This is a genomic window from Aquitalea magnusonii (assembly GCF_002217795.2).
Classification (GTDB): domain Bacteria; phylum Pseudomonadota; class Gammaproteobacteria; order Burkholderiales; family Chromobacteriaceae; genus Aquitalea; species Aquitalea magnusonii_B.
Genome location: NZ_AP018823.1, coordinates 2,024,012 through 2,045,230, shown reverse-complemented (window position 1 = coordinate 2,045,230; position 21,219 = coordinate 2,024,012). Strand labels below are relative to the sequence as shown.

Below are 21,219 nucleotides of genomic sequence, written 5' to 3'. Positions count from 1 at the left end.
CCTGAGGGCTTTTTACAGTCTCCGCTTGTCTCAGGGAGGCTGTACCCATGTTTGATGTTCTGATCATCGGCGGCGGCAACGCCGCACTCTGCGCCGCACTGATGGCCCGCGAAGCCGGGGCCTCGGTGCTGCTGCTGGAGTCCGCCCCGCGCGCCTGGCGCGGCGGCAATTCACAGCACACCCGCAATCTGCGCTGCATGCACGATGCCCCGCAAGACGTGCTGGTGGATGCGTATCCGGAAGAAGAATACTGGCAGGACCTGCTGCGCGTGACCGGCGGCCAGACCGACGAAGCGCTGGCCCGGCTGGTGATTCGCGCCAGCGGCAGTTGTCGCGACTGGATGCGCCGTCACGGCGTGCATTTCCAGCCCTCGTTGTCCGGCGCACTGCATACCGCCCGCACCAATGCCTTTTTCATGGGGGGCGGCAAGGCGCTGGTGAATGCCTACTACCGCAGCGCCGAACAACTGGGCGTGGTGATTCGCTACGACAGCGCGGTTGAGCGGCTGGAATTGCAGGATGGCCGCTTTGTTGCCGCCCACCTGGCGGGCGGCGAGCGCATCACCGCACATAGCTGCGTGCTGGCCGCTGGCGGCTTCGAATCCAACCGCGAATGGCTGCGCAGCGCCTGGGGCCAGAACGAGCAGGGCGACTGGCCGGCGGACAACTTCCTCATCCGTGGCACCCGCTTCAACCAGGGTGTGCTGCTCAAGTTCATGCAGCAGGCCGGGGCCGATATGGTGGGCGACCCGTCACAATCGCACTGCGTGGCGATTGACGCCCGCGCGCCGCTTTACGATGGCGGCATCTGCACCCGCGTGGACTGCGTGTCGCTGGGCATCATGCTCAACCGCCATGCCGAGCGCTTTTACGACGAGGGTGAGGATTTCTGGCCCAAGCGCTATGCCATCTGGGGGCGGCTGGTAGCACAGCAGCCGGAGCAGATCGGCTACTCCATCATCGATTCCAAGGCCATTGGCCGCTTCATGCCGCCGGTATTCCCCGGCAACAAGGCCGACACCCTGCCGGAACTGGCCCGCCAACTGGGGCTGGACGAGGCGCGCTTTGTCGACACCATCCAGCGCTACAACGCGGCCTGTCAGGCCGGCCAGTTCGACCACACCGTGCTGGACAACTGCCACACCGACGGCCTCACCCCGCCCAAAAGCCACTGGGCCTTGCCGCTGGATACCCCGCCTTACTACGGCTACGCGCTGCGCCCCGGCATCACCTTTACCTATCTGGGCCTGAAAACCAATGCCGACGCCGCCGTGTACTTTGCCGGCCAGCCCAGCCCCAATCTGTTTGTGGCCGGTGAAATGATGGCCGGCAATGTGCTGGGCAAGGGCTATGTGGCTGGTATCGGCATGGCCATCGGCACGGCTTTTGGTCGCATTGCCGGCAGCCGTGCCGCGCAGGCTGCTGCGGCTGTTTCACAAGGAATCTGACATGCAACAACTCACCCGCCTGATCGACGAGGCGCAACAACTGGCTGCCGGCCAGCCGGGCTCTCTGCTGGACAAAGCAGAGGCCGAAGTGGCGCGCGATTTGCAAATCTGCAATGCCTGCCGTTATTGCGAGGGCTTTTGTGCGGTGTTTCCCGCCATGACCCAGCGGCTGGAATTCGGCCAGGCCGACATCCATTACCTGGCCAATCTGTGCCACAACTGCGGCGCCTGTCTGCATGCCTGCCAGTACGCACCGCCGCATGAATTTGCCGTCAACATTCCCAAAGCCATGGCCCAGGTGCGCCAGCAAAGCTATACCCGCTTTGCCTGGCCGGGCGCGCTGGGGCGGCTGTATCACCACGCCGGGCTGACCGTTGCGCTGGCACTGGCCGTCAGCCTTGCGCTGTTCCTGCTGCTGTTGCAGGCAGTGGCCCCGACAGTGAACAGCGGCAATTTCTACGACTACTTCCCGCACCATCTGCTGGCCGGGCTGTTCGGCCCGGTATTCGGCTTTGCCGTGCTGGCGCTGGGCATGGGTGTGCGCCGCTTCTGGCGTGACATCAGCCCGCAAGCGCCGGATGTACCGGCGGTGCTGGATGCCGGTCATGCAGTGGCCACGCTGAAGTATCTGGATGGCGGCCACGGCCAGGGCTGCAATAACGCCGACGATGCCTACACCCTGTGGCGGCGGCGTTTTCACCACTTCACCTTCTACGGTTTCCTGTCCTGCTTTGCCGCCACCATCGTGGCCACCGGCTACCACTATCTGCTGGGTCTGCCAGCCCCCTATGCACTGAACAGCCTGCCGGTGCTGCTGGGCATTGCGGGTGGTATCGGCCTGCTGATTGGCCCTGCCGGCCTGCTGTGGCTGAACCTGCAGCGCGACCCGCAGCATGGCGACGTACAACAACGCCCGATGGACCGCGGCTTCATTGCCCTGCTGCTGCTCACCAGCGCCAGCGGCCTGCTATTGCCGTTTGCTCGCCACAGCCATGTGCTGGGCAGCCTGCTGGCGGTGCATCTGGGCGTGGTGATGGCGCTGTTTCTCACTCTGCCCTATGGCAAGTTCGCCCACGGCATTTTCCGCAGCGCGGCCTTGCTGAAATGGGCGATCGAAAAGCGTCAACGCCGCTGACAGCCCGCCGCGCCCGATTATTCAAAAAAGCAATAAACACAACGCAACAAAGGAGAGTACTCATGCAACAAGCGCCAGCCAGCCAGCACCCCGCCCAGTCCCGACTGGGTGCGGTACTGCGCGTGACCAGTGGCAATTTTCTCGAACAGTTCGACTTTTTTCTGTTCGGTTTTTATGCCAGCTATATCAGCAAGGCATTTTTCCCCACCAGCAGCGAGTTTGCCTCGCTGATGCTGACCTTTGCCGTCTTCGGTGCCGGTTTCCTGATGCGCCCGCTCGGTGCCATCGTGCTGGGCAGTTATGTGGACCGCATTGGCCGCCGTCAGGGGCTGATCGTGACGCTGGGCATCATGGCCTGTGGCACGGTGCTGATTGCCTTTGTGCCGGATTACAGCCAGATCGGCCTGGCCGCGCCCTTGCTGGTGCTGCTGGGCCGCTTGCTGCAGGGCTTTTCCGCCGGGGTGGAACTGGGCGGGGTGTCGGTGTATCTGGCCGAAATTGCCACGCCGGGTCACAAGGGCTTTTACACCAGTTGGCAGTCGGCCAGCCAGCAGGTGGCCATCGTGGTGGCGGCAGCCATCGGCTATGGCATCCAGTTGTGGCTGAGCCCGGCGCAGATTGCCGCCTGGGGCTGGCGCGTGCCGTTTTTCATCGGCTGTCTGATCATCCCGCTGATTTTCCTGCTGCGCGGTTCCTTGCAGGAAACCGATGCCTTCCTGGCGCGCAAGCACCGCCCCAGCCTGCGTGAAATCTTTGGCACCATCGGCCTGCACTGGCGCACCATCGTGGCGGGCATGTTTCTGGTGTCGCTTACCACCACGCTGTTTTACTTCATCACCGTCTACACCCCGACTTTTGGCAAGAGCGTACTGCACCTGAGTGCGCAGGACAGCCTGGTTGTCACCCTGTGCGTGGGCCTGTCCAACTTTTGCTGGCTGCCCGTCGGCGGGGCGCTGTCCGACCGCATTGGCCGCCAGCCGCTGTTGCTGGGCATTTCGCTGCTGGCCTTGCTCACCGCCTATCCGGCCATGGCCTGGCTGGCAGAGGCTCCCAGCTTTGCCCGGCTGCTGACGGTGTTGCTGTGGTTCTCTTTCTTCTTTGGCATGTATAACGGCGCGATGGTGGCGGCGCTGACCGAGGTCATGCCGGTGTATGTACGTACCGTGGGCTTTTCGCTGGCCTTCAGCCTGGCCACCGCCATTTTTGGCGGCCTGACCCCGGCGGTATCCACCGCGCTGGTGGAAATGACGCACAGCAAGAGTTCACCGGCGTACTGGCTGTTGTTTGCCGCCGCTTCTGCCTTGATTGCCAGCCAGCGGCTGTTCCGCAGCAAACACGGCAAGCCAGCCTGATACCGCCACGGCGCACCGTCGGCAGCCTTGCCAGTCGGCGGGGGCAGGCTCCCGCATGCGGCAGCGGGGGCTTGCCTGGCTGCAGTTGGCCGGCAGGCACGAATATTGCAAAGTCTGGGCTAATCACTTGCCGATGCCGCCATGACTGCTTCTTCTGCATTACGACTGTTGCTGGTCAACGATACCGACCGCCCGATGGCGCAGCTGCATGCCGCGCTGACGGCGGCTGGCTATCTGGTGATTGCCCAGGCCCAGGGCGCTGCCGAGCTGCTGCAACTGGTGGACAGCCAGGCCCCGGACATCATCATCATCGATACCGAATCCCCCTCGCGTGACACGCTGGAACAACTGGCGCTGATGGGCCATGCCGCGCCGCGCCCGGTGGTGATGTTTGCCGAGCAAGGCGGGCTGGCCGCCATTCAGGCCGCGGTGAGTGCCGGGGTTACTGCCTATGTGGTGGACCAGGTGGCGGCCAGCCGCCTGGCACCCATCATCGACATGGCGCGGGTCAAATTTGAAGAAGACGCCAGGCTGAAAAAGCGCCTGGCCGAGGTGGAAGAACAACTGGCGGAGCGCAAGTTGATTGAGCGCGCCAAGGGCATCCTGATGGAGCGCCGCCAACTGACTGAGGCGGAAGCCTATGCGCTGCTGCGCAGCCAGGCCATGCAAAACGGCCTGCGGCTGGCCGAACTGTCCCGACAACTGATCAACTCCAGCAAACTGCTGGGCTGAAAGCCTTTCATGACTGCTGCTGCAAGCTTACACACGCTGAACCTGGGCTTTGTCGCGCTGACCGACTGCGCCGCACTGGTGGTGGCCCGCAAGCTGGGGCTGGATAGGGAGCTGGGCCTGCAGTTTTGCCTGCAGCGCCAGCCGTCCTGGTCTGCCGTGCGCGACAAGCTGATGAGCGGACAACTGGATGCCGCCCATGCGCTGTACGGTCTGGTGTACGGCATGCAACTGGGCCTGGGCAGCCCGCAATGCGATATGGCCATCCTGCTGACGCTGAACCAGAACGGGCAGGGCATCAGCCTGTCGCCAAACCTGGCGCAGCAATACCGCCAGGGTCTCAGCCTGCGCGCGCTCAGCCAGCAGCTTGGCCGCCCGCTGGTGCTGGCGCATACCTTTCCCACCGGCACTCACGCCATGTGGCTGTATTACTGGCTGGCGGCGCAAGGCATCCATCCCTTGCATGATGCCCGCTGCGTGGTGATTCCACCGGCGCAGATGGGCGATGCCATGCAGGACGGGGTGCTGGATGGATTCTGCGCCGGTCAGCCCTGGCACGCGCTGGCGCAGCAGCGTGGTGTGGCCAGTCTGGTGGCCGACAGCGCCGTCATCTGGCCGGATCATCCGGAAAAGGTGCTGGCCTGCCGCCGCGAGCTGGCACAGCAGCAGCCGGAGCTGGCCGGGCGGCTGGTGCAGGCGCTGTTGCTGGCCAGTCACTGGCTGGATCAGCCGGAAAACCATGCGCAGGCTGCCGCCTGGCTGGCCGAGGATGACTGCCTGGGCATGCCGGTGGAGACTATCTTGCAGCACTGGACCCACAGCGATGCCGCTTCGCTGCGCTTTTGTGATGAGGGCCGGGTCAACTATCCCTATCTGACTGACGGGCTGTGGTTCTTGCAGCAATACCGCCGCTGGGGTATGTGGCAGGGCGGGGCCGACCAGGCGCTGGTGGCCGCCGTCAACCAGACCCTATTGTACGAGCAGGCGGCGCGGGCCTGTGGTGTGCCGCTGCCGGCAGCCGGCGCACGCCATAGCGTGCTGATGGATGGCAGCCGCTGGCCGTCACCGGCAGACGGTGCGCCCTGTGCTGGTGCGCTGCCGCATGCAGCGCACTGATGCGGTGCGGTATCTTGCTGCCGCCGGCTTGAATCAGCCCGATTGCGCCAGTTTTCTGCTGGCACGCTCTTTGCATTAATCATCTTGCAGCGGCGCAATGGCGTGCCGCCTGCACCAGACATCGCGGCAGCGGCCAACGGCGGCCATTGCCGACCCGGACAACGGCGTCCTCTCCTGACTTTAACGTCAGGGAGGACGCCGTTTTTGTTTTGGCCATTTGGCGGGAAGCACGCTTCCCCGACAGGAGCACTACATGGACCGCACTTTCTGGCAAGCCGGACACAAGCCAACCCTGTTCTCAGCCTTTTTGTATTTCGACCTCAGTTTCATGGTGTGGTATCTGCTGGGGCCTTTGCAGGTGCCCATCGCCACCGCACTGCATCTGTCCACCCAGCAGCGCGGGCTGATGGTGGCCACGCCGATTCTGGCCGGGGCCATCCTGCGCCTGCTGATGGGCGTGCTGGTGGACCGCATCGGCGCGCGCGCTGCCGGCATCATCGGCCAGTTGGTGGTGATTGCCGCCTTGCTGGCGGCCTGGCAGATCGGCATTGCCAGCCTGGGTGGCGCGCTGCTGCTGGGCTTGTTCCTGGGCGTGGCCGGGGCCTCGTTTGCGGTATCGCTGCCGCTGGCCTCGCGCTGGTATCCGCCGCAGCACCAGGGTACGGCCATGGGCATTGCCGGGGCGGGTAATTCCGGCACCGTGCTGGCCGCGCTGTTTGCTCCGGCACTGGCACTGGCGTTTGGCTGGCAGAACGTGTTCGGCCTGGCCTGCATTCCGCTCATTGCCGCGCTGCTGATCTTTACCTGCTGTGCCAAGGACGCGCCCAATGCGCCGCCAGCCAAGAAGCTGGCCGACTATCTGGCGGTGCTGCAGGAAAAGGACGCCTGGTGGTTCATGTTTTTCTATTCCATGACCTTTGGCGGCTTCTCCGGCTTTGCCAGCGCGCTGCCGGGTTACTTTCACGACCAGTTTGCTTTTGATGCCAAAACCGCAGGGCTGTATACCGCGGCCTGCGTGTTTGCCGGTTCGGTGATGCGCCCGCTGGGCGGCATGCTGGCCGACCGTCTGGGCGGCACCCGCTCGCTGCTGGCGGTGTATCTGTGCTGTGCGCTGTTGATTGGCGCGGCCGGTTTCAATGTGGGTGGCCCATCGGTGGCACTGCTGCTGTTCATCCTGGCCATGCTGTGCCTGGGGGCCGGTAATGGCGCGGTGTTCCAGTTGGTGCCGCAGCGCTTTGGCAAGGAAATCGGCGTGCTGACCGGCCTGGTGGGCATGGCCGGCGGGGTGGGCGGCTTTGCGCTGGCTGCCAGCCTGGGCGCCATCAAGCAGGCTACCGGTGCTTATGCAGCAGGTTTGTGGCTGTTTGCCTGCCTGTGCTGCCTGGCCTGGCTGAGCCTCTCCGGGGTGAAACAACGCTGGCGCAGTGGCTGGCGCGTGGCGGCGGCACGGGTATAAGGAGAGCAGGATGAATATGGCAGAACTGCAGGGCAAGACCCGGCAAAAACTGGTGGTGGTGGGCAATGGCATGGCCGGCATCCGCACCGTGGAAGAATTACTGGCGCTGGCCCCGGAGATGTACGACATCACCGTATTCGGTGCCGAACCCCACCCTAACTACAATCGCATCCTGCTGTCGCCGGTACTGGCCGGGGAGCAGGACTTCAAGGACATCATCCTCAACAGTGTTGAATGGTATGCCGCGCACGGCATTACCCTGCACATGGGCAAGAACGTTGCCACCATCGACCGGGTGCGCCGCAAAGTCCTCGCCGAGGATGGCACCGAGGCGGCTTACGACCGCCTGCTGCTGGCCACCGGCTCCACACCCTTCATCCTGCCGGTGCTGGGCAAGGATCTGGATGGTGTCATCAGCTATCGCGACATCCGCGATACCGAGCTGATGATGGAGGCCGCCAAGACCAAGCGTCAGGCGGTGGTGATTGGCGGTGGCCTGTTGGGGCTGGAAGCTGCCAATGGCCTGAAGCTGCGCGGCATGGACGTGACCGTGGTGCATCTGGGCGACTGGCTGCTGGACCGCCAGTTGGACGAAGTGGCCGGTGGCTTGCTGCGCCGGGCGCTGGAAAAACGTGGCATCGGCTTTTTGCTGGGCAAGCAGACGGCGGCCATTCTGGACGATGGCCAGGGCGGTGTGGCCGGGGTGCGCTTTAGCGATGGCCAGCAGATAGACGCGCAACTGGTGGTGATGGCGGTGGGCATCCGCCCCAATACCGCACTGGCCGAATCCTGCGGCCTGTATTGCGAGCGCGGCATTGTGGTGAGCGATGCGCTGCAAACCTACGACCCGCGCGTGTATGCAGTGGGCGAATGCGTCAGCCATCGCGGTGTCGCTTACGGACTGGTAGCGCCCTTGTTCGAGCAGGCCAAGGTGTGCGCCAACCATCTGGCCCAGTTGGGTATTGGCCGCTATCAGGGCTCGGTGCTGTCCACCAAGCTGAAAGTCACCGGGATTGATCTGTTCTCGGCTGGCGACTTCATGGGCGGCGAGGGCATGGAGGATATCGTGCTGTCCGACCCGGCTGGCGGCGTGTACAAGAAGCTGGTGATCAAGGACGACAAGCTGGCCGGTGTCTGCCTGTATGGCGATACCGCCGACGGTGCCTGGTATTTCAAGCTGCTGCGCGAAGGCCGTTCGGTGGCGGATTTGCGCGACACGCTGATGTTTGGCGAATCCGCCATTGGCGATGCCGGCGTGCAGGGCCAGAGCAAGGCCGCCTGCATGCAGGACAGCGACGAAGTCTGCGGCTGCAATGGCGTGTGCAAGGGAAGCATCGTCAAGGCCATCAAGGACAAGGGCCTGTTCACGCTGGACGAGGTGAAAAAGCACACCAAGGCCGCCAGCTCCTGCGGTTCCTGCTCCGGCCTGGTGGAGCAGATATTGATGAGCGTGGTGGGTACCGATTTCCAGGAAACGCCCAAGACCAAGGCGGTGTGCGGCTGTACCGAGCGCAGCCACGGTGAAGTGCGCAAGGCCATCCGCGAACAGCACCTGCTGACCCATGCCGAGGTATTCCACTTTCTGGAATGGCGCACCCCCAATGGCTGCGCCACCTGCCGTCCGGCCATCAATTACTACCTGCTGTCCAGTTGGCCGCACGAGGCGGTGGACGACCCGCAAAGCCGCTTCGTCAACGAACGGGTACACGCCAATATCCAGAAGGACGGTACGTTTTCGGTGATTCCGCAGATGAAGGGCGGCGTCACCACCCCCAGCGAGCTGCGCCGCATTGCCGACGTGGCCGACAAATACCAGGTGCCGATGCTGAAAGTGACAGGCGGGCAGCGTATCGACCTGTTGGGCGTGAAAAAGGAAGACCTGGTCAATGTCTGGCAAGACCTGGGCATGCAGTCCGGCCACGCCTACGGCAAATCCATCCGTACGGTGAAAACCTGCGTCGGCAGCGAGTTCTGCCGCTTTGGCACCCAGAACAGCACCCAGATGGGGATTGATCTGGAAACCATGCTGGCCAATATGTGGTCGCCGCACAAGGTGAAGCTGGCGGTGTCCGGCTGCCCGCGCAACTGTGCCGAAGCCGGCATCAAGGACGTGGGGGTGATTGCGGTGGATTCCGGTTGGGAACTGTATGTCGGCGGCAACGGCGGCATCAAGACCGAGGTGGCGCAGTTCCTGTGCAAGGTGAAAACCGCCGAGGAGGTAAAGGAATACAGCGGCGCATTTTTGCAGCTGTACCGCGAGGAAGCCTATTACCTGGACCGCACCGTACACTTCATCGCCCGCGTCGGCCTGGATGTCATCAAGGCCAGGGTGGTGGCCGATGCCGCCAGCCGCCAGGCACTGTACCAGCGGCTGCTGTTCTCGCTGCAAGGCCTGCCCGATCCATGGGCGGCACGCATTGCCGGGGCGCAGAAAAACGAATTCATTCCGATCAAACTGGAAGCCTGAGGAGCGCACAGCATGACAGACAGCCAACACTGGGTTCAGATTTGCGCCCTTACCGACATTCCGCCGCAAGGCAGCCGGGTGGTGGAACGCGCCAGCGGCAATGTGGCGGTGTTCCGCACCCATGACGACCAGGTATTTGCCCTGCTGGACCGCTGCCCGCACAAGGGCGGGCCGCTGAGCCAGGGCATGGTGCATGGCCATGGCGTCACCTGTCCCTTGCACAGTTGGCATATCGACCTGGCCAGCGGCGCAGCACGCGCGCCGGACGAGGGCTGCGCCCGCCATTTTCCGGTGAAACTGGAACAGGGCATGGTACTGCTGGGCTTGTGAACAAGGCGGATGGCAACGGGTTGCAACGGCTTGCAACGGGACCTTGTCATCAGAAAAGGATGGGCAAAATGGGCAGGACTGAAACCCGCTCCACCTGCTGCTATTGCGGTACAGGCTGTGGCGTGCTGATTGCCAGCGAAGACGGGCGCATAACAGGTGTGCGGGGCGACCCGCAGCACCCGGCCAATTATGGCCGGCTGTGCAGCAAGGGGCTGAACCTGGCGGCCAGTGCCGCCAGCGACAGTGGCCGTGCGCTGTACCCGGAGATGCGGCCCACCCGCCACGCGCCGCGCCAGCGCGTTGGCTGGGACGCTGCGCTGGACAGCGTGGCGGCAGGTTTTGCCAGCATCATCCGCCAGCACGGGCCGGACGCGGTGGCTTTTTACGTGTCTGGCCAGTTGCTGACCGAGGACTATTATCTGTTCAACAAGCTGGCCAAGGGCGTGGTGGGCACCAACAATATCGACACCAACTCCCGCCTGTGCATGTCCAGCGCCGTTACTGCCTATAAAAAAGCCTTTGGTGCCGATGGCCCGCCAACCTGTTATGCCGATCTGGAACAGGCCGACTGCGTGCTGTTTGCCGGCAGCAATCTGGCCTACGCCCACCCGGTGCTGCTGCGTCGGCTGGAAGAAGCGCGCGCGGCGAGGCCGGACATGCGCTGGATTGTCATCGACCCGCGCCGCACCGACACCGCAGTCATGGCCGACCTGCATTTGCAGATCCAGCCCGGCACCGATGTCGCCCTGTTCAACGGCATGCTGCATCATCTGATCTGGGAAGGGCTGGTGGCGGAGGATTACATCCACGCCCATACCGAAGGCTTTGCCGAACTCAAGCAGATGGTGCGCAACACCACGCCGAAAATGGCGGCGGAAATCTGCGGCATCCGCGAAGAAGACCTGATTCAGGCTGCCGAGTGGTTTGGCCACAGCCCGGCCAGCCTGTCGCTGTACTGCATGGGGCTGAACCAGTCCAGCCACGGTACTGACAAGAACCTGGCGCTGATCAACCTGCATCTGGCTACCGGGCAGATCGGCAAGCCGGGTGCCGGCCCGTTCTCGCTCACCGGCCAGCCCAATGCCATGGGCGGGCGCGAAGTAGGTGGCATGGCCACCATGCTGGCGGCGCATCGCGATATCGACAATGCCGCGCACCGGGCAGAAGTAGCCGCCCACTGGGGCGTGCCGGCCGAGCGGCTGTCCGCCACGCCTGGCCTGCCGGCCATTGCCATGTTCGACGCATTGCAGCAGGGGCGCATCAAGGCCATCTGGATTGCCTGCAGCAATCCGGCACACTCGCTGCCCAACCTGCCACAGGTACGCGCCGCACTGGCCAGGGCCGAGCTGGTGGTGGTGCAGGACGCCTTTGCCCATACCGACACCACCGCGCTGGCCGACATCCTGCTGCCCGCAGCCACCTGGGGTGAAAAAGAAGGCACGGTCACCAATTCCGAACGCCGCATCAGCCGGGTGCGTGCCGCCGTGCCACCACCGGGCGAGGCGCAAAGCGATGGCTGGATTGTCAGCCAGATTGCCCGCCGTCTGGAGGTGCTGCTGTATCCCGGCGCTGCCAGCCTGTTTGCTGATACCGAAGTCGCCAGCGTGTTTGACGAACATTGCGCACTCACCACCGGGCGTGATCTGGACATCAGCGGGCTGAGCCATGCGGTGCTGGATAGCGCCGGGCCGCAGCAATGGCCGCTACCCGCTGGCGCGGAGCAAGGCCAGGCGCGGCGTTATGTCGATGGCGTGTTTGCCACTGCCAATGGCCGCGCCCGTTTTCATGCCGTGCGTTATCAGCCACCGGCAGAGAATGTGTCGGCGCATTACCCCTTCCGCCTGCTGACGGGCCGCCTGCGTGACCAGTGGCATGGCATGAGCCGCACCGGCCGCCTGCCGCAACTGTTTGCCCATTGTCCGGAACCGGCACTGGAGATGCACCCGGACGATGCCGCGCGGCGTGACCTGCAGGCGGGCGATCTGGTCCGCATCAGCAGCAAGCGCGGCCAACTGGTGCTGCCGCTTGCCATCAGCCGCGAACTGCCCGGCGGCACGGTGTTTGCGGCCATGCACTGGAATGGCCAGTTTCTCAATAGTGGTGGCATTAACGAGGCCAGCCAGCCGCAGGTGGATGACCAGTCCTTCCAGCCGGAACTCAAGCATGCGGCGGTGAAGGTGGAAAAAATCAGCCTGCCGTGGCGGGTGACGGCGGCGCTGCGCTGTGATGATTTGCCGGCCATGCAGGCGCGGCTGGCACCGCTTCTTTGCCAGTGCAGCTATGCCGCCATTGCGCTGCACGGCCCGGATGTCTTATTGTTGCGCGCCGCGCATGCGACGGCGCTGGCTGACTGGCTGCAACAGTTGCTGGATGTGCTGGGCCTGCACCCCGGTCCGGATGTGTTGGAGTACCGTGACGACCGGCGTGGCGTGGTCAAGCGCGTAGCCTGGGCCGATGGCCGTCTGTCTGGCTTTGTGTTTGCCAGCAGCAGTGCGACCGATGTCCCGGCAGCGGACAGCCTGCTGCAGCAACTGCAAGCGGGGGAGGCATGGCAAGGCTCTCGCCTGACTGTGTTTGCCCCGGCCGGGCAGCGTGCCGTAGCGCGGGAAAAAATCGTCTGCCAGTGCCGGCAAGTGGGCGAAACCGCCATCCGCCAATGTCTGGAGCGGGGCGAGAGTGTGGCACACCTCAAGAACACCCTGGGCTGCGGCAGCGTCTGCGGTTCCTGTGTGCCGGAAATCAAACGCATGGCCGCCAGCGTGGCGCAGCCTGCCTGAACAGGGAGTAAGAACATGAAACGCGCAACAGGCAAGGTGGTGCTGCTGGGGGCTGGCCCCGGCGATCTGGAACTGCTCACCCTCAAGGCGGTGCGCCAGTTGCAGGCGGCGGAAGTGCTGCTGCTGGACGAGCTGGTCAACCCGGACATCGTCAGCCTGGCACCGCAGGCGCAGGTGGTGCGGGTGGGTAAGCGCGGTGGCTGCAAGTCCACGCCGCAGGATTTCATCCAGCGCCTGATGCGCCGTTATGCCGTGCAGGGCAGGCGGGTGGTGCGGGTGAAGGGTGGCGAGGTACTGCTGTTTGGCCGTGCCGGTGAGGAAATCCGCTATCTGCAACAACACGGTATCGAGGTGGAAGTGGTGAACGGTATCAGTGCGGCACTGGCGGCAGCCGCCAGCCTGAATGTATCGCTCACTCATCGCCAGCATTGCCGTGGCGTGACGCTGGTGACGGCCCACGCACAGGACCACAGCGAGCCGGACTGGCAGGCACTGGCCGCCACCGGCACCACCTTGGCCATCTATATGGGTATGAGCCGCATTGCCAGCCTGAATCAGGCGCTGTTGCAGTACCTGCCGGCCAGCACACCGGTGGCGGTGGTGCAGTGGGCCAGCACGCCGCAGGAGCAGCGCCTGCTGAGCACGCTGGCCACGCTGGAGGCTGACGCCCTGGCCGCAGGCATGGGCAGCCCGGCCATCATTCTGGTGGGCGAGGCCATGGCCGAAGCCAGCTTGCCGCAACTGCCCATGGCTGCGGCAGTGCCAAGCTGTGCCTAGCGACTAGGCTGCCGTGTCTTCCAGCCCCACCGGCTGGCATAGCACGGTAGATGTCACGGAATTGGCAATAAAGCAGTTGCTGTGTGCCTGATGGTGCAGTTGGGCATGCTGGGCCGCGCTGGGCGGGTTGGCACTGCCAAATTGCACATCCGGCCGCAGCGTGACGCGGGTGATGGCCAATTGCCCGGCGGCATTCTTGCCCATCTCGCCACTGGCCCGGTCCAGATAACGCTCCACCGTGAAACCGGCACGGGCGGCCAGGTCCAGAAACCACAGCATGTGGCAACTGGACAGCGCTGCCACAAAGGCTTCTTCCGGGTCCACCGCGCTGGCGTCCGACATCGGCAGCGGCACCACGGCGGGGGAGGACGACGCCGCCACCTCGGCCCCGCCATCAAAGCGCAGCACATGCTTGCGGCTGTAGCGACGGTTGAGAAAATCCTGACCGCTGCGTTGCCATTCCACTTCCACCACGAATTGCGCCATTGTGTTCTCCCGTTCAGGCGGTTTGATGCAGAAAAATGGTCAGGCTGTCCTTGGGCGGGCGGATTCCCGCCTCGGCCAGCATGCGGCCCACCATGCCGCGATGATAGCTGCCGTGGGTGATCAGATGCAGCAGCATCTCACAGCGCTGCATCCTGCCCGGCTTGCCATCGACAAAGCGGAAGTCCACCGCCTCGCCCAACTGGCTGGCATCCATGCTGCGCAGATATTGCTGATACCAGGCATCGCTGGCCTGCTGGCGCGCCTGCAGCGCGGCCAGCGTTGGCGTATCCGGCGTGTTCAGCGCCTCAAAGCCATGCGGCTGCTGCTGCAGATTGGCTTGGAAGATCTGTTCCACCAGCCACACATGGTTCAGCATGCGCACGGCGGCGGTCTGGGTGTCGGCAGCCAGTGCCTGCAGTTGCTGTTCCAACAGGGCAAATAATTGCTGGTTGGCCCAGGCCTTGGCCTGGAAGAGGGTGGGTAACAGGGCTTGCATCGGTGTTCTCCGTGAAAAATCCTAGCTTATTCTGCTTTTTGCCTTTTAGAATCGGCCACTCAGGAAAATTATTGCTGAATGGGATTCATCAATATGGTGGAAACACAAACCGGCGAGCTGCTGGCCGTGCTGTATCTGAGCGAAACCGCCAGCTTTACGCGGGCGGCAGCACGGCTGGGGCTGACGGCCTCGGCCTTGTCCAAGGCGATAGACCGGCTGGAAAAACGGCTGGGCTGCCGCCTGTTTGCCCGCAGCACGCGCCGGGTGGTGGCCACCGCGGAGGGCGAGCGCTTCATTGCCCATGCCCGGCGCATCGTGGACGAGCTGGCCAATGCCGAGGCCGATCTGCGCTTTGGCCGCAATATTCCGCAAGGCACGCTGCGCATTACCGTGGGGACTGCCTTTGGCAACCAGCAGTTGCTACCGGCGCTGCCACGCTTCATGGCGCGCTATCCGCAACTGCGGCTGGCCTTGTCGGTGAGCGACCATCTGGTGGATATCGCCGCCGACGGTTTCGACCTGGGCTTGCGGCTGGGGCCGCTGGGCCCGGTGGATAATCTGGTGGCGCGCCCCATTGCCAGCCTGCCGCGCAAGGTGTGTGCGGCACCGGCCTATCTGCGCCAGTACGGCAGTCCGCAACATCCGGAGCAACTGGCGCAGCACCAGTGCCTGGTGGTGGCCGATGTGGAGCAGGCCGACCAGTGGCCCTTCATGGTGGATGGCGAATTGCGACGGGTGGATGTCAGCGCCCGGCTGAGCGTGGACAGTGCCGAATCCCTGCTTAGCCTGGCGCTGGCCGGGGCCGGCATCATCCGCCAGTCGGCCTTCTTGCTGGAGCCGGCATTGCAGGACGGGCGGCTGGTGGAAATCCTGCAGCCGTGGCGGGTGGACGACAGCATGCCGCTTACCGCCTTGTACCCGCCGGGCCGCCAGCATCAGGCCAAGCTCACCGCCATGCTGGACTTCCTGCACGAAAGCTTCGGCCAGCCAGACTAGTTGCAGCTGGCCAAACGCAGCGGGGCGTGCTGACCTGTCAGTTGCAGCTCCAGCGCCGCCGGCCCGTTCATGGCCTCCAGCAGCAGGATTTCGCCACGGGCCTGGCCTGGCTGCCAGCAGTCACCGCGCCGCAGAATCACATCCTGGCCGCAGTAGCTGATCCAGATGCGTCCCTGCGCTACCTGCAAGGACAGTGGCAGTTGTCCGCTCAGGCGCATCACTTCGCCCTGGCGCAATATCAGTGTGCTCATCTTGCATGCTCCCCTGCTGTTGATGAAACACAGCTTAGAGGGCGGGGTGCTGCGCCGGTAGCCACACAGTTGTCGATAATCAGCCATGACAGTTATGGTTTTGCGGCAACTGTACTGCCTGTTTTTGTGTACAACTGTGCGTGGTGCGGCGCGGACAATCCCTTATCATGGCGGCATGGATACCCAGCCTCTTTACCTGCAACTGGCGGATGATATCGCCGCCCAGATCCGCGCCCGCGTGCTGCGTGCCGGCGAACGCCTGCCTTCGCTGCGCGAGATGAAACTGCGGCGCGGCCTCAGCCTGAGCACGGTGCAGCAGGCTTTCCGACGGCTGGAAGACCTGGGCCTGGTGGAAGCCAGGCCGCAGTCCGGCTACTTTGTGCGCTTGCGCAGCGAGAGCGGGCATGTGTTGCGGCTGGCCGCGCCTACCGAAGTGGCGGTCGATCCGCTGCTGTGGAGCTATGTCGAGGATCAGTCCGAGCAGCACACCGAACGCATGCAGGGCTTTCGCAGTGCGGTGGCACCGCATGCGCTGCTGCCCACCGCCCAGTTGCAGCGCATGACGCTGGACTGCATGCGCAGGCATCCTGACTTGCTGTCCGACTATGGCCGCCCCAGCGGCTATCTGGATTTCAAGCGCCAGATTGCCCGGCTGGCCATGGAGTGGGGCGGCCAGTTGCACCCGGAACAACTGATTGTCACCCAGGGCACCATCGAGGCGCTGAATCTGGCGCTGCGCGCCCTTACCCAGCCGGGCGATGTGGTGGCGGTGGAGTCCCCGGCGTATTTTTCGCTGCTGTTCACGCTAAAGGCGCTGGGGCTGCGCGTGGTGGAAATCCCCACCGATCCGGTCAGCGGCATTTCGGTGGACGCGCTGGAGCTGGCCACGCGCGATGCCGCCATCAAGGCGGTGATTCTGGTGCCCAATTTTTCCAATCCGCTGGGCGCGCTGATGCCGGACGCCGCCAAGGAAAAAGTGGCCGATATGCTGGCCGCACGCGGCATTCCGCTGATCGAGGATGATGTCTACGGCGAGTTCTACTATGGCCGGCAGCGGCCACGCCCCATCAAGGCATTCGATCGCAGCGGCAATGTGCTGTACTGCGCCTCGCTCACCAAGGATGTGGCACCGGGCCTGCGCATAGGCTGGATAGATCCTGGCCGCTATCGCAGCCAGGTGGAGGTGCAGAAATACCTGAGCACGCATTCCACGCCCACGCTCAACCAGGCGGTACTGGCGCGCTTTCTGGAAAGCGGTGCCTACCCGCGTCACATGCGCCGTCTGCGCCGTGCCATTGCCAGCCAGATGCAGGGCCTGCTGGATGGGCTGGCGCGCTATTTTCCGGCCGATGTGCGTTATACGCGCCCGCAAGGCGGCTTTGTGCTGTGGCTGGAGTTCCCCCAGGAGTTCGACAGTCTGACGCTGCACCGGCAAGCACGGCAGGAGGGCATAGGGCTGGCCCCCGGCCCGCTGTTTTCGCCGCGTGGCGACTACCGCCACTGCGTGCGCCTGTCCTGCGCCGAGCCGTGGAGCGCGGTGCAACAGGCGCGGCTGGTACGGCTGGGCCAATTGGTGCGCCAGCAATATGCCGGCTGAGCCCGGCAGATTTCCGCATAGCGGTCCGATCCGGCCGCGCAGATGGCAAAACGCTCAACCACCACCACGGAAAGGTTGAGCGTTTTGCTGCCCAGGCTTGCTGCCAGCACGGGCCGTCTGCCTGGCATCCGGCCTTAGCGGGCCTTGGGCGCAGTGCCTTCGGCGTGGGCCACCACGGCGTCAATCTGGATCAGCGCATCCTGTGGCAGCGCAACCACGCCAACGGTGCGGCGTGCCGGGGTGCCGGTGGGGAAGAAGGTGCGGTACACGCTGTCCACGGCGGCGATATCGTCGATGTTCTTCAGGAAGATGTTTACCTTCACCACATCGGCCAGTGAGTGGTTGATGCTTTCCACGATGGTCTGGATGTGCTGCAGACACAGCCTAGCCTGCTGGCTGATATCGCCGGCCACCAGTTTGCCGCTGCCGGCTTCCAGCGGCAGTTGGGCCGAAATGTGGTTGTAGTGCGAGAAGGCCACGCTCTGGGTGGCAATGCGGCTGCGCGGCGCATCACTGGTGTTGGCTGCCTGGATGACGATGCCGTGACGGTCTTCCACCGCTTGCGGCGGGGTGCCGTCGCCATGGGAAACCACGGCTTCGATCTGCACCAGCGCATCCAGCGGCAGGCCGGCGGCGGCAATGGTGGTGCGTGCCGGGAAATAGGCAGCGGCGCGGGCAATGGCGGAATCCGGGAAGAAAGTGGTGTATACCGCGTCCACGGCAGCGGTATCGGCCAGGTCTTTCAGGAAAACGTTGATTTTGACAATGTCGTCAAAGGGAACATCAATGTTTTCCAGGATGGTCTTGATGTTCTTCAGGCATTGCGCGGTCTGTTCCTGCACGCCGCCGGCCACCAGCGCGCCGGTATCCGGGTCGATCGGCAACTGGGCGGAAATATTGTTGTAGTGGGAAAAGGCCACGGTCTGGGTGGACAGCACGCTGCACGGGGCCTTGGGTGTGTTGCGCGCTACCTTGATCAGGTCGCCGGCTTGCGGTGCATGCGGGATGGTGCCTTCGCCGTTGGAAACCAGCGCTTCCACTTGTACCAGCGCCTGCAGCGGCAGGGCGTCCACCGCCACGGTGGTCAGTGCCGGCAACTGGCCGGTAAAGAAGTTGGCATACACCTGTTGCACCACGTCGAGGTCACGGATGTCCTGCAGGAAAATGGAGATGCGCACCACATCGTTCAGACTGTGGCCAATGCTGTCGATCACGGCCTTGATGTTGGCAAAGCACTGCTGAGCCTGTTCGCGGATGCCGCCGGCCACCAGCTTGCCAGTGGCCGGGTCTACCGGCAGTTGGGCCGACAGATTGTTGTAGTGGGAAAAGGCCACGGTTTGGGAGTAGGGGCCGATTGCCTGCGGCGCTTTGTCGGTATTGCGTGCCAGGACTGCGTTGTAGTTGCTCATAGTGTGACTCACCTTGTGCTGGGTATGGATTGCGACGCTGCTGCCGGGCATTTCCTTGCCGTCTGGCTGGGTTTGCCTGCCTGTCGTGGCGTCCCTGATTGAACAGCGGTGAATATAAGCGTGTGCTTATTCTTTGTAAATTAGCAAACGTTGATATATGTCAACAATGTCATCAGCTACTCAAAATAAGGCCGGAATCAGCCTGTTTTTTGTGATGACATGGAAATATCACTTTATCCGTGACGGCTTGAGTGTCCACCTGCATGCGCGCTGATATGCAAATCAGCTTTTCTTGCTTCCTTGCCGGCATGCCCTGCCTTATCGTGGTGCTTAAACCGCACGCCAGCCGTGCCGCACCCGGAGCCACCATGCCACATTCACCCGCCTTGCCCGTTATTGATATCAGCCTGCTTGATGGCAGCACCGAACAACGTCAGCAACTGCTGCAACAACTGCGCGGCGCGGCACGCGACCACGGTTTCTTTTATCTGGTCGGCCATGGTATTGCCGCTGACAAGGTGACGGCGCTGCGTCAGGCCGCACGGGCATTCTTTGCCCTGCCAGAAGCCGACAAGCTGGCCATCGACATGGAAAACTCGCCGCATTTTCGCGGCTATACCCGTGCCGGTGAAGAACGCACCCGCGGTGCCGCCGACTGGCGCGAACAACTGGATATCGGTGCCGAGCGCCCCCCGCGGCCCGACCTGGCAGCGCAGGGGCCGTGGTGGCGTCTGCAAGGCCCCAATCAATGGCCGACGGCCTTGCCGCAACTCAAACCGGTGCTGCTGGACTGGCAGCAGGAAACCACCCGCCTTTCCATCCGCCTGTTGCGTGCCTTTGCCGAAGCCCTGCAGCAGCCGGTCGACATTTTCGACGCTGCCTTTGTCGAAGCCCCGGTGCAGCATCTGAAAATCATCCGTTATCCGGGCAGCCGGCAAGGTGCAGCCGGGCAGGGCGTGGGGCCGCACAAGGACGGCGGCTTTCTCACCCTGTTGCTGCAAGACGATAGCCAGGACGGCCTGCAAGTGGAAACCGAGCAGGGCTGGCTTGATGCGCCGTCATTGCCGGGCAGTTTCATCGTCAATATCGGTGAATCGCTGGAAATGGCATCCGATGGATATCTGCGGGCCAATGTGCATCGGGTGCTGAGTCCGCCAGAGGGCAAGGACCGCTTGTCGGTGGCCTTTTTCCTTGGCCCGCGGCTGGATGCCACCATTCCGCTGCTGCAATTGCCGGCGCAATTAGCCGCCGAAGCACGCGGCCCGGAGGCCGACCCGGACAACCCGCTGTTTTACCGTATTGGTGACAATTATCTCAAAGGACGGCTGCGCTCCCATCCCAAGGTGGCCGTCCGCCACCATGCCGACCTGCTTTCCCCGCAAGCATTGCAGGCTGCTTCCCTTCCCACCTCCGCAGGAGAATATGCATGAAACGCGCAACCCTCTGGCTGGCCTTGTTCGGCCTGGCCGCCAGCCTCACCGCCCACGCCGAAGTGCTGACCATCGGTGCCGAAGCCGTACCGCACGCCGAAATCCTGGAGCATGTAAAACCGGCGCTGGCCAAGCAGGGTATCGAGTTGAAAGTGAAGGTGTTCAGCAATGGCCTGCAGGAAAACCTGGCGGTGGCCGGCAAGGAAATCGACGCCAACTACTTCCAGCACCAGCCCTTCCTGGATAGCTTCAACAAGTCCAAGGGCACCCGGCTGGTAAGCGTGGCAGCCATCCATGTGGAACCGTTCGGCGCGTACTCGCACAAGTACCGCAAGACCAGCGAGCTGCCGGATGGTGCCACCATCGCCATTCCCAACGACCCGTCCAATACCGGCCGCGCCTTGCTGCTGCTGCACAAGCAGGGCCTGATCAGCCTGAAGGACCCGGCCAATATCCTGGCCAGCGCGCGTGACATCAGCAGCAACCCGCACCATTTCAAGATCAAGGAACTGGAAGCCGCCACCCTGCCACGCGTGCTGGATCAGGTGGACATTGCGCTGATCAATACCAATTACGCGTTGCAAGGCGGGTTGAAACCCAAGCGTGATGCGCTGTTCAGCGAAGGCAGCCAATCTCCTTACGCCAACATCATCGTGTCGCGCGAGGATAACCGCAGCAGCCCGGCGCTGAAAAAACTGGTGGCGGCGCTGTCCACCGACGAGGTGCGCCAGTTCATCGACCAGCGTTATCAGGGTGCGGTGGTGCCGGTGTTCTGAACCCGGCGTCCTGATGCCAGCCAGGCTCTTCTCGCTTTCAGGGAAAGGGCGGGGGGATAGGGAATAGACGGGAAGGTTGCGGAATCAGCTTTTTAGTCGCAAGGCCCGGCTTTGCCGGGTCCAGTGCAAGCGCACCAAATCACTTGGTCAGCCGCAACAAAGGCGTCCCCTCACGGCGGACGCCTTTGTGT

At 63.6% G+C, this 21,219-nt stretch carries 18 protein-coding genes; 14 read left to right on the top strand and 4 right to left on the bottom strand.

Annotation, left to right across the window (positions count from 1 at the left end):
- Positions 1-47 precede the first annotated feature (47 nt).
- The 10 genes from tcuA (at position 48) to cobA (ending at position 13,587) form a co-directional block, all read left to right on the top strand.
- Positions 48-1,448 (top strand): FAD-dependent tricarballylate dehydrogenase TcuA, encoded by a 1,401-nt coding sequence (gene tcuA / locus DLM_RS09765; protein ID WP_089083254.1) that lies wholly within the window; start codon positions 48-50, stop codon positions 1,446-1,448.
- 1 nt (position 1,449) lies between these two features.
- Positions 1,450-2,583 carry a tricarballylate utilization 4Fe-4S protein TcuB gene (gene tcuB, locus DLM_RS09760; protein WP_089083255.1) on the top strand — a complete coding sequence of 378 codons (1,134 nt, stop codon included), beginning with the start codon at positions 1,450-1,452 and terminating at the stop codon, positions 2,581-2,583.
- 62 nt (positions 2,584-2,645) lie between these two features.
- Positions 2,646-3,935 carry an MFS transporter gene (locus DLM_RS09755; RefSeq protein WP_089083256.1) on the top strand — a complete coding sequence of 430 codons (1,290 nt, stop codon included), beginning with the start codon at positions 2,646-2,648 and terminating at the stop codon, positions 3,933-3,935.
- Positions 3,936-4,076: 141 nt separating this feature from the next.
- Positions 4,077-4,667, top strand: coding sequence for an ANTAR domain-containing response regulator (locus DLM_RS09750; protein WP_089083257.1), 591 nt, complete (start codon positions 4,077-4,079; stop codon positions 4,665-4,667).
- A gap of 9 nt (positions 4,668-4,676) precedes the next feature.
- Positions 4,677-5,780, top strand: a complete 1,104-nt coding sequence (locus DLM_RS09745; protein WP_089083258.1) for a CmpA/NrtA family ABC transporter substrate-binding protein — start codon at positions 4,677-4,679, stop codon at positions 5,778-5,780.
- Between the two features lie 253 nt (positions 5,781-6,033).
- Positions 6,034-7,236 (top strand): nitrate/nitrite transporter, encoded by a 1,203-nt coding sequence (locus tag DLM_RS09740; protein ID WP_089083259.1) that lies wholly within the window; start codon positions 6,034-6,036, stop codon positions 7,234-7,236.
- Positions 7,237-7,246: 10 nt separating this feature from the next.
- A complete protein-coding gene (gene nirB, locus DLM_RS09735; RefSeq protein ID WP_231960141.1) occupies positions 7,247-9,703 on the top strand; it encodes a nitrite reductase large subunit NirB in 2,457 nt (818 codons plus the stop codon).
- Positions 9,704-9,715: 12 nt separating this feature from the next.
- Positions 9,716-10,033 carry a nitrite reductase small subunit NirD gene (nirD, locus tag DLM_RS09730; protein ID WP_089083260.1) on the top strand — a complete coding sequence of 106 codons (318 nt, stop codon included), beginning with the start codon at positions 9,716-9,718 and terminating at the stop codon, positions 10,031-10,033.
- Between the two features lie 68 nt (positions 10,034-10,101).
- A complete protein-coding gene (locus DLM_RS09725; RefSeq protein ID WP_089083528.1) occupies positions 10,102-12,810 on the top strand; it encodes a nitrate reductase in 2,709 nt (902 codons plus the stop codon).
- Between the two features lie 15 nt (positions 12,811-12,825).
- A complete protein-coding gene (gene cobA / locus DLM_RS09720; RefSeq protein ID WP_089083261.1) occupies positions 12,826-13,587 on the top strand; it encodes a uroporphyrinogen-III C-methyltransferase in 762 nt (253 codons plus the stop codon).
- 3 nt (positions 13,588-13,590) lie between these two features.
- Here cobA and DLM_RS09715 read toward each other — a convergent pair whose 3' ends face one another.
- Complete coding sequence (locus DLM_RS09715) at positions 13,591-14,073, bottom strand: OsmC family protein (protein WP_089083262.1); 483 nt, start codon at positions 14,071-14,073, stop codon at positions 13,591-13,593.
- A 13-nt stretch (positions 14,074-14,086) separates the two neighbouring features.
- Entirely contained in the window at positions 14,087-14,569 is a 483-nt protein-coding gene (locus tag DLM_RS09710; RefSeq protein ID WP_089083263.1) for a DinB family protein, read from the bottom strand.
- A gap of 78 nt (positions 14,570-14,647) precedes the next feature.
- Between DLM_RS09710 and DLM_RS09705 the strand changes: the two genes are divergently transcribed.
- Positions 14,648-15,565, top strand: a complete 918-nt coding sequence (locus DLM_RS09705) for a LysR family transcriptional regulator (protein ID WP_089083264.1) — start codon at positions 14,648-14,650, stop codon at positions 15,563-15,565.
- Here the strand turns inward: DLM_RS09705 and DLM_RS09700 are convergent.
- Positions 15,562-15,816, bottom strand: coding sequence for a hypothetical protein (locus tag DLM_RS09700; RefSeq protein WP_089083265.1), 255 nt, complete (start codon positions 15,814-15,816; stop codon positions 15,562-15,564). The two genes, DLM_RS09705 and DLM_RS09700, sit on opposite strands and share 4 nt — an antisense overlap.
- A gap of 175 nt (positions 15,817-15,991) precedes the next feature.
- Here DLM_RS09700 and DLM_RS09695 point away from each other — a divergent pair, with 175 nt between their 5' ends.
- On the top strand, positions 15,992-17,413 hold the full coding sequence (locus tag DLM_RS09695) for a PLP-dependent aminotransferase family protein (protein ID WP_167467080.1): 1,422 nt from the start codon (positions 15,992-15,994) through the stop codon (positions 17,411-17,413).
- Positions 17,414-17,547: 134 nt separating this feature from the next.
- On the opposite strand, the gene DLM_RS09690 is transcribed toward DLM_RS09695, so the two are convergent.
- On the bottom strand, positions 17,548-18,822 hold the full coding sequence (locus DLM_RS09690; protein ID WP_089083267.1) for a RidA family protein: 1,275 nt from the start codon (positions 18,820-18,822) through the stop codon (positions 17,548-17,550).
- 368 nt (positions 18,823-19,190) lie between these two features.
- On the opposite strand from DLM_RS09690, the gene DLM_RS09685 reads away from it, so the two are divergent.
- The gene (locus DLM_RS09685; protein WP_089083529.1) at positions 19,191-20,252 is read left to right on the top strand and encodes an isopenicillin N synthase family dioxygenase; all 1,062 of its coding nucleotides are present in this window, start codon (positions 19,191-19,193) and stop codon (positions 20,250-20,252) included.
- Positions 20,249-21,028: a MetQ/NlpA family ABC transporter substrate-binding protein gene (locus tag DLM_RS09680; protein WP_089083268.1), complete on the top strand. Its 780-nt coding sequence runs from the start codon at positions 20,249-20,251 to the stop codon at positions 21,026-21,028. The genes DLM_RS09685 and DLM_RS09680 overlap by 4 nt, the downstream gene beginning before the upstream one ends.
- The last annotated feature ends 191 nt before the right edge of the window (positions 21,029-21,219 follow it).

What these genes read in the sequence shown, in the direction of transcription:
- tcuA (WP_089083254.1), top strand. Translation starts at nt 48, where the DNA reads ATGTTTGATGTTCTGATCATCGGCGGCGGCAACGCCGCACTCTGCGCC.
- tcuB (WP_089083255.1), top strand. Translation starts at nt 1,450, where the DNA reads ATGCAACAACTCACCCGCCTGATCGACGAGGCGCAACAACTGGCTGCC.
- DLM_RS09755 (WP_089083256.1), top strand. Translation starts at nt 2,646, where the DNA reads ATGCAACAAGCGCCAGCCAGCCAGCACCCCGCCCAGTCCCGACTGGGT.
- DLM_RS09750 (WP_089083257.1), top strand. Translation starts at nt 4,077, where the DNA reads ATGACTGCTTCTTCTGCATTACGACTGTTGCTGGTCAACGATACCGAC.
- DLM_RS09745 (WP_089083258.1), top strand. Translation starts at nt 4,677, where the DNA reads ATGACTGCTGCTGCAAGCTTACACACGCTGAACCTGGGCTTTGTCGCG.
- DLM_RS09740 (WP_089083259.1), top strand. Translation starts at nt 6,034, where the DNA reads ATGGACCGCACTTTCTGGCAAGCCGGACACAAGCCAACCCTGTTCTCA.
- nirB (WP_231960141.1), top strand. Translation starts at nt 7,247, where the DNA reads ATGAATATGGCAGAACTGCAGGGCAAGACCCGGCAAAAACTGGTGGTG.
- nirD (WP_089083260.1), top strand. Translation starts at nt 9,716, where the DNA reads ATGACAGACAGCCAACACTGGGTTCAGATTTGCGCCCTTACCGACATT.
- DLM_RS09725 (WP_089083528.1), top strand. Translation starts at nt 10,102, where the DNA reads ATGGGCAGGACTGAAACCCGCTCCACCTGCTGCTATTGCGGTACAGGC.
- cobA (WP_089083261.1), top strand. Translation starts at nt 12,826, where the DNA reads ATGAAACGCGCAACAGGCAAGGTGGTGCTGCTGGGGGCTGGCCCCGGC.
- DLM_RS09715 (WP_089083262.1), bottom strand. Translation starts at nt 14,073, where the DNA reads ATGGCGCAATTCGTGGTGGAAGTGGAATGGCAACGCAGCGGTCAGGAT.
- DLM_RS09710 (WP_089083263.1), bottom strand. Translation starts at nt 14,569, where the DNA reads ATGCAAGCCCTGTTACCCACCCTCTTCCAGGCCAAGGCCTGGGCCAAC.
- DLM_RS09705 (WP_089083264.1), top strand. Translation starts at nt 14,648, where the DNA reads ATGGGATTCATCAATATGGTGGAAACACAAACCGGCGAGCTGCTGGCC.
- DLM_RS09700 (WP_089083265.1), bottom strand. Translation starts at nt 15,816, where the DNA reads ATGAGCACACTGATATTGCGCCAGGGCGAAGTGATGCGCCTGAGCGGA.
- DLM_RS09695 (WP_167467080.1), top strand. Translation starts at nt 15,992, where the DNA reads ATGGATACCCAGCCTCTTTACCTGCAACTGGCGGATGATATCGCCGCC.
- DLM_RS09690 (WP_089083267.1), bottom strand. Translation starts at nt 18,822, where the DNA reads ATGAGCAACTACAACGCAGTCCTGGCACGCAATACCGACAAAGCGCCG.
- DLM_RS09685 (WP_089083529.1), top strand. Translation starts at nt 19,191, where the DNA reads ATGCCACATTCACCCGCCTTGCCCGTTATTGATATCAGCCTGCTTGAT.
- DLM_RS09680 (WP_089083268.1), top strand. Translation starts at nt 20,249, where the DNA reads ATGAAACGCGCAACCCTCTGGCTGGCCTTGTTCGGCCTGGCCGCCAGC.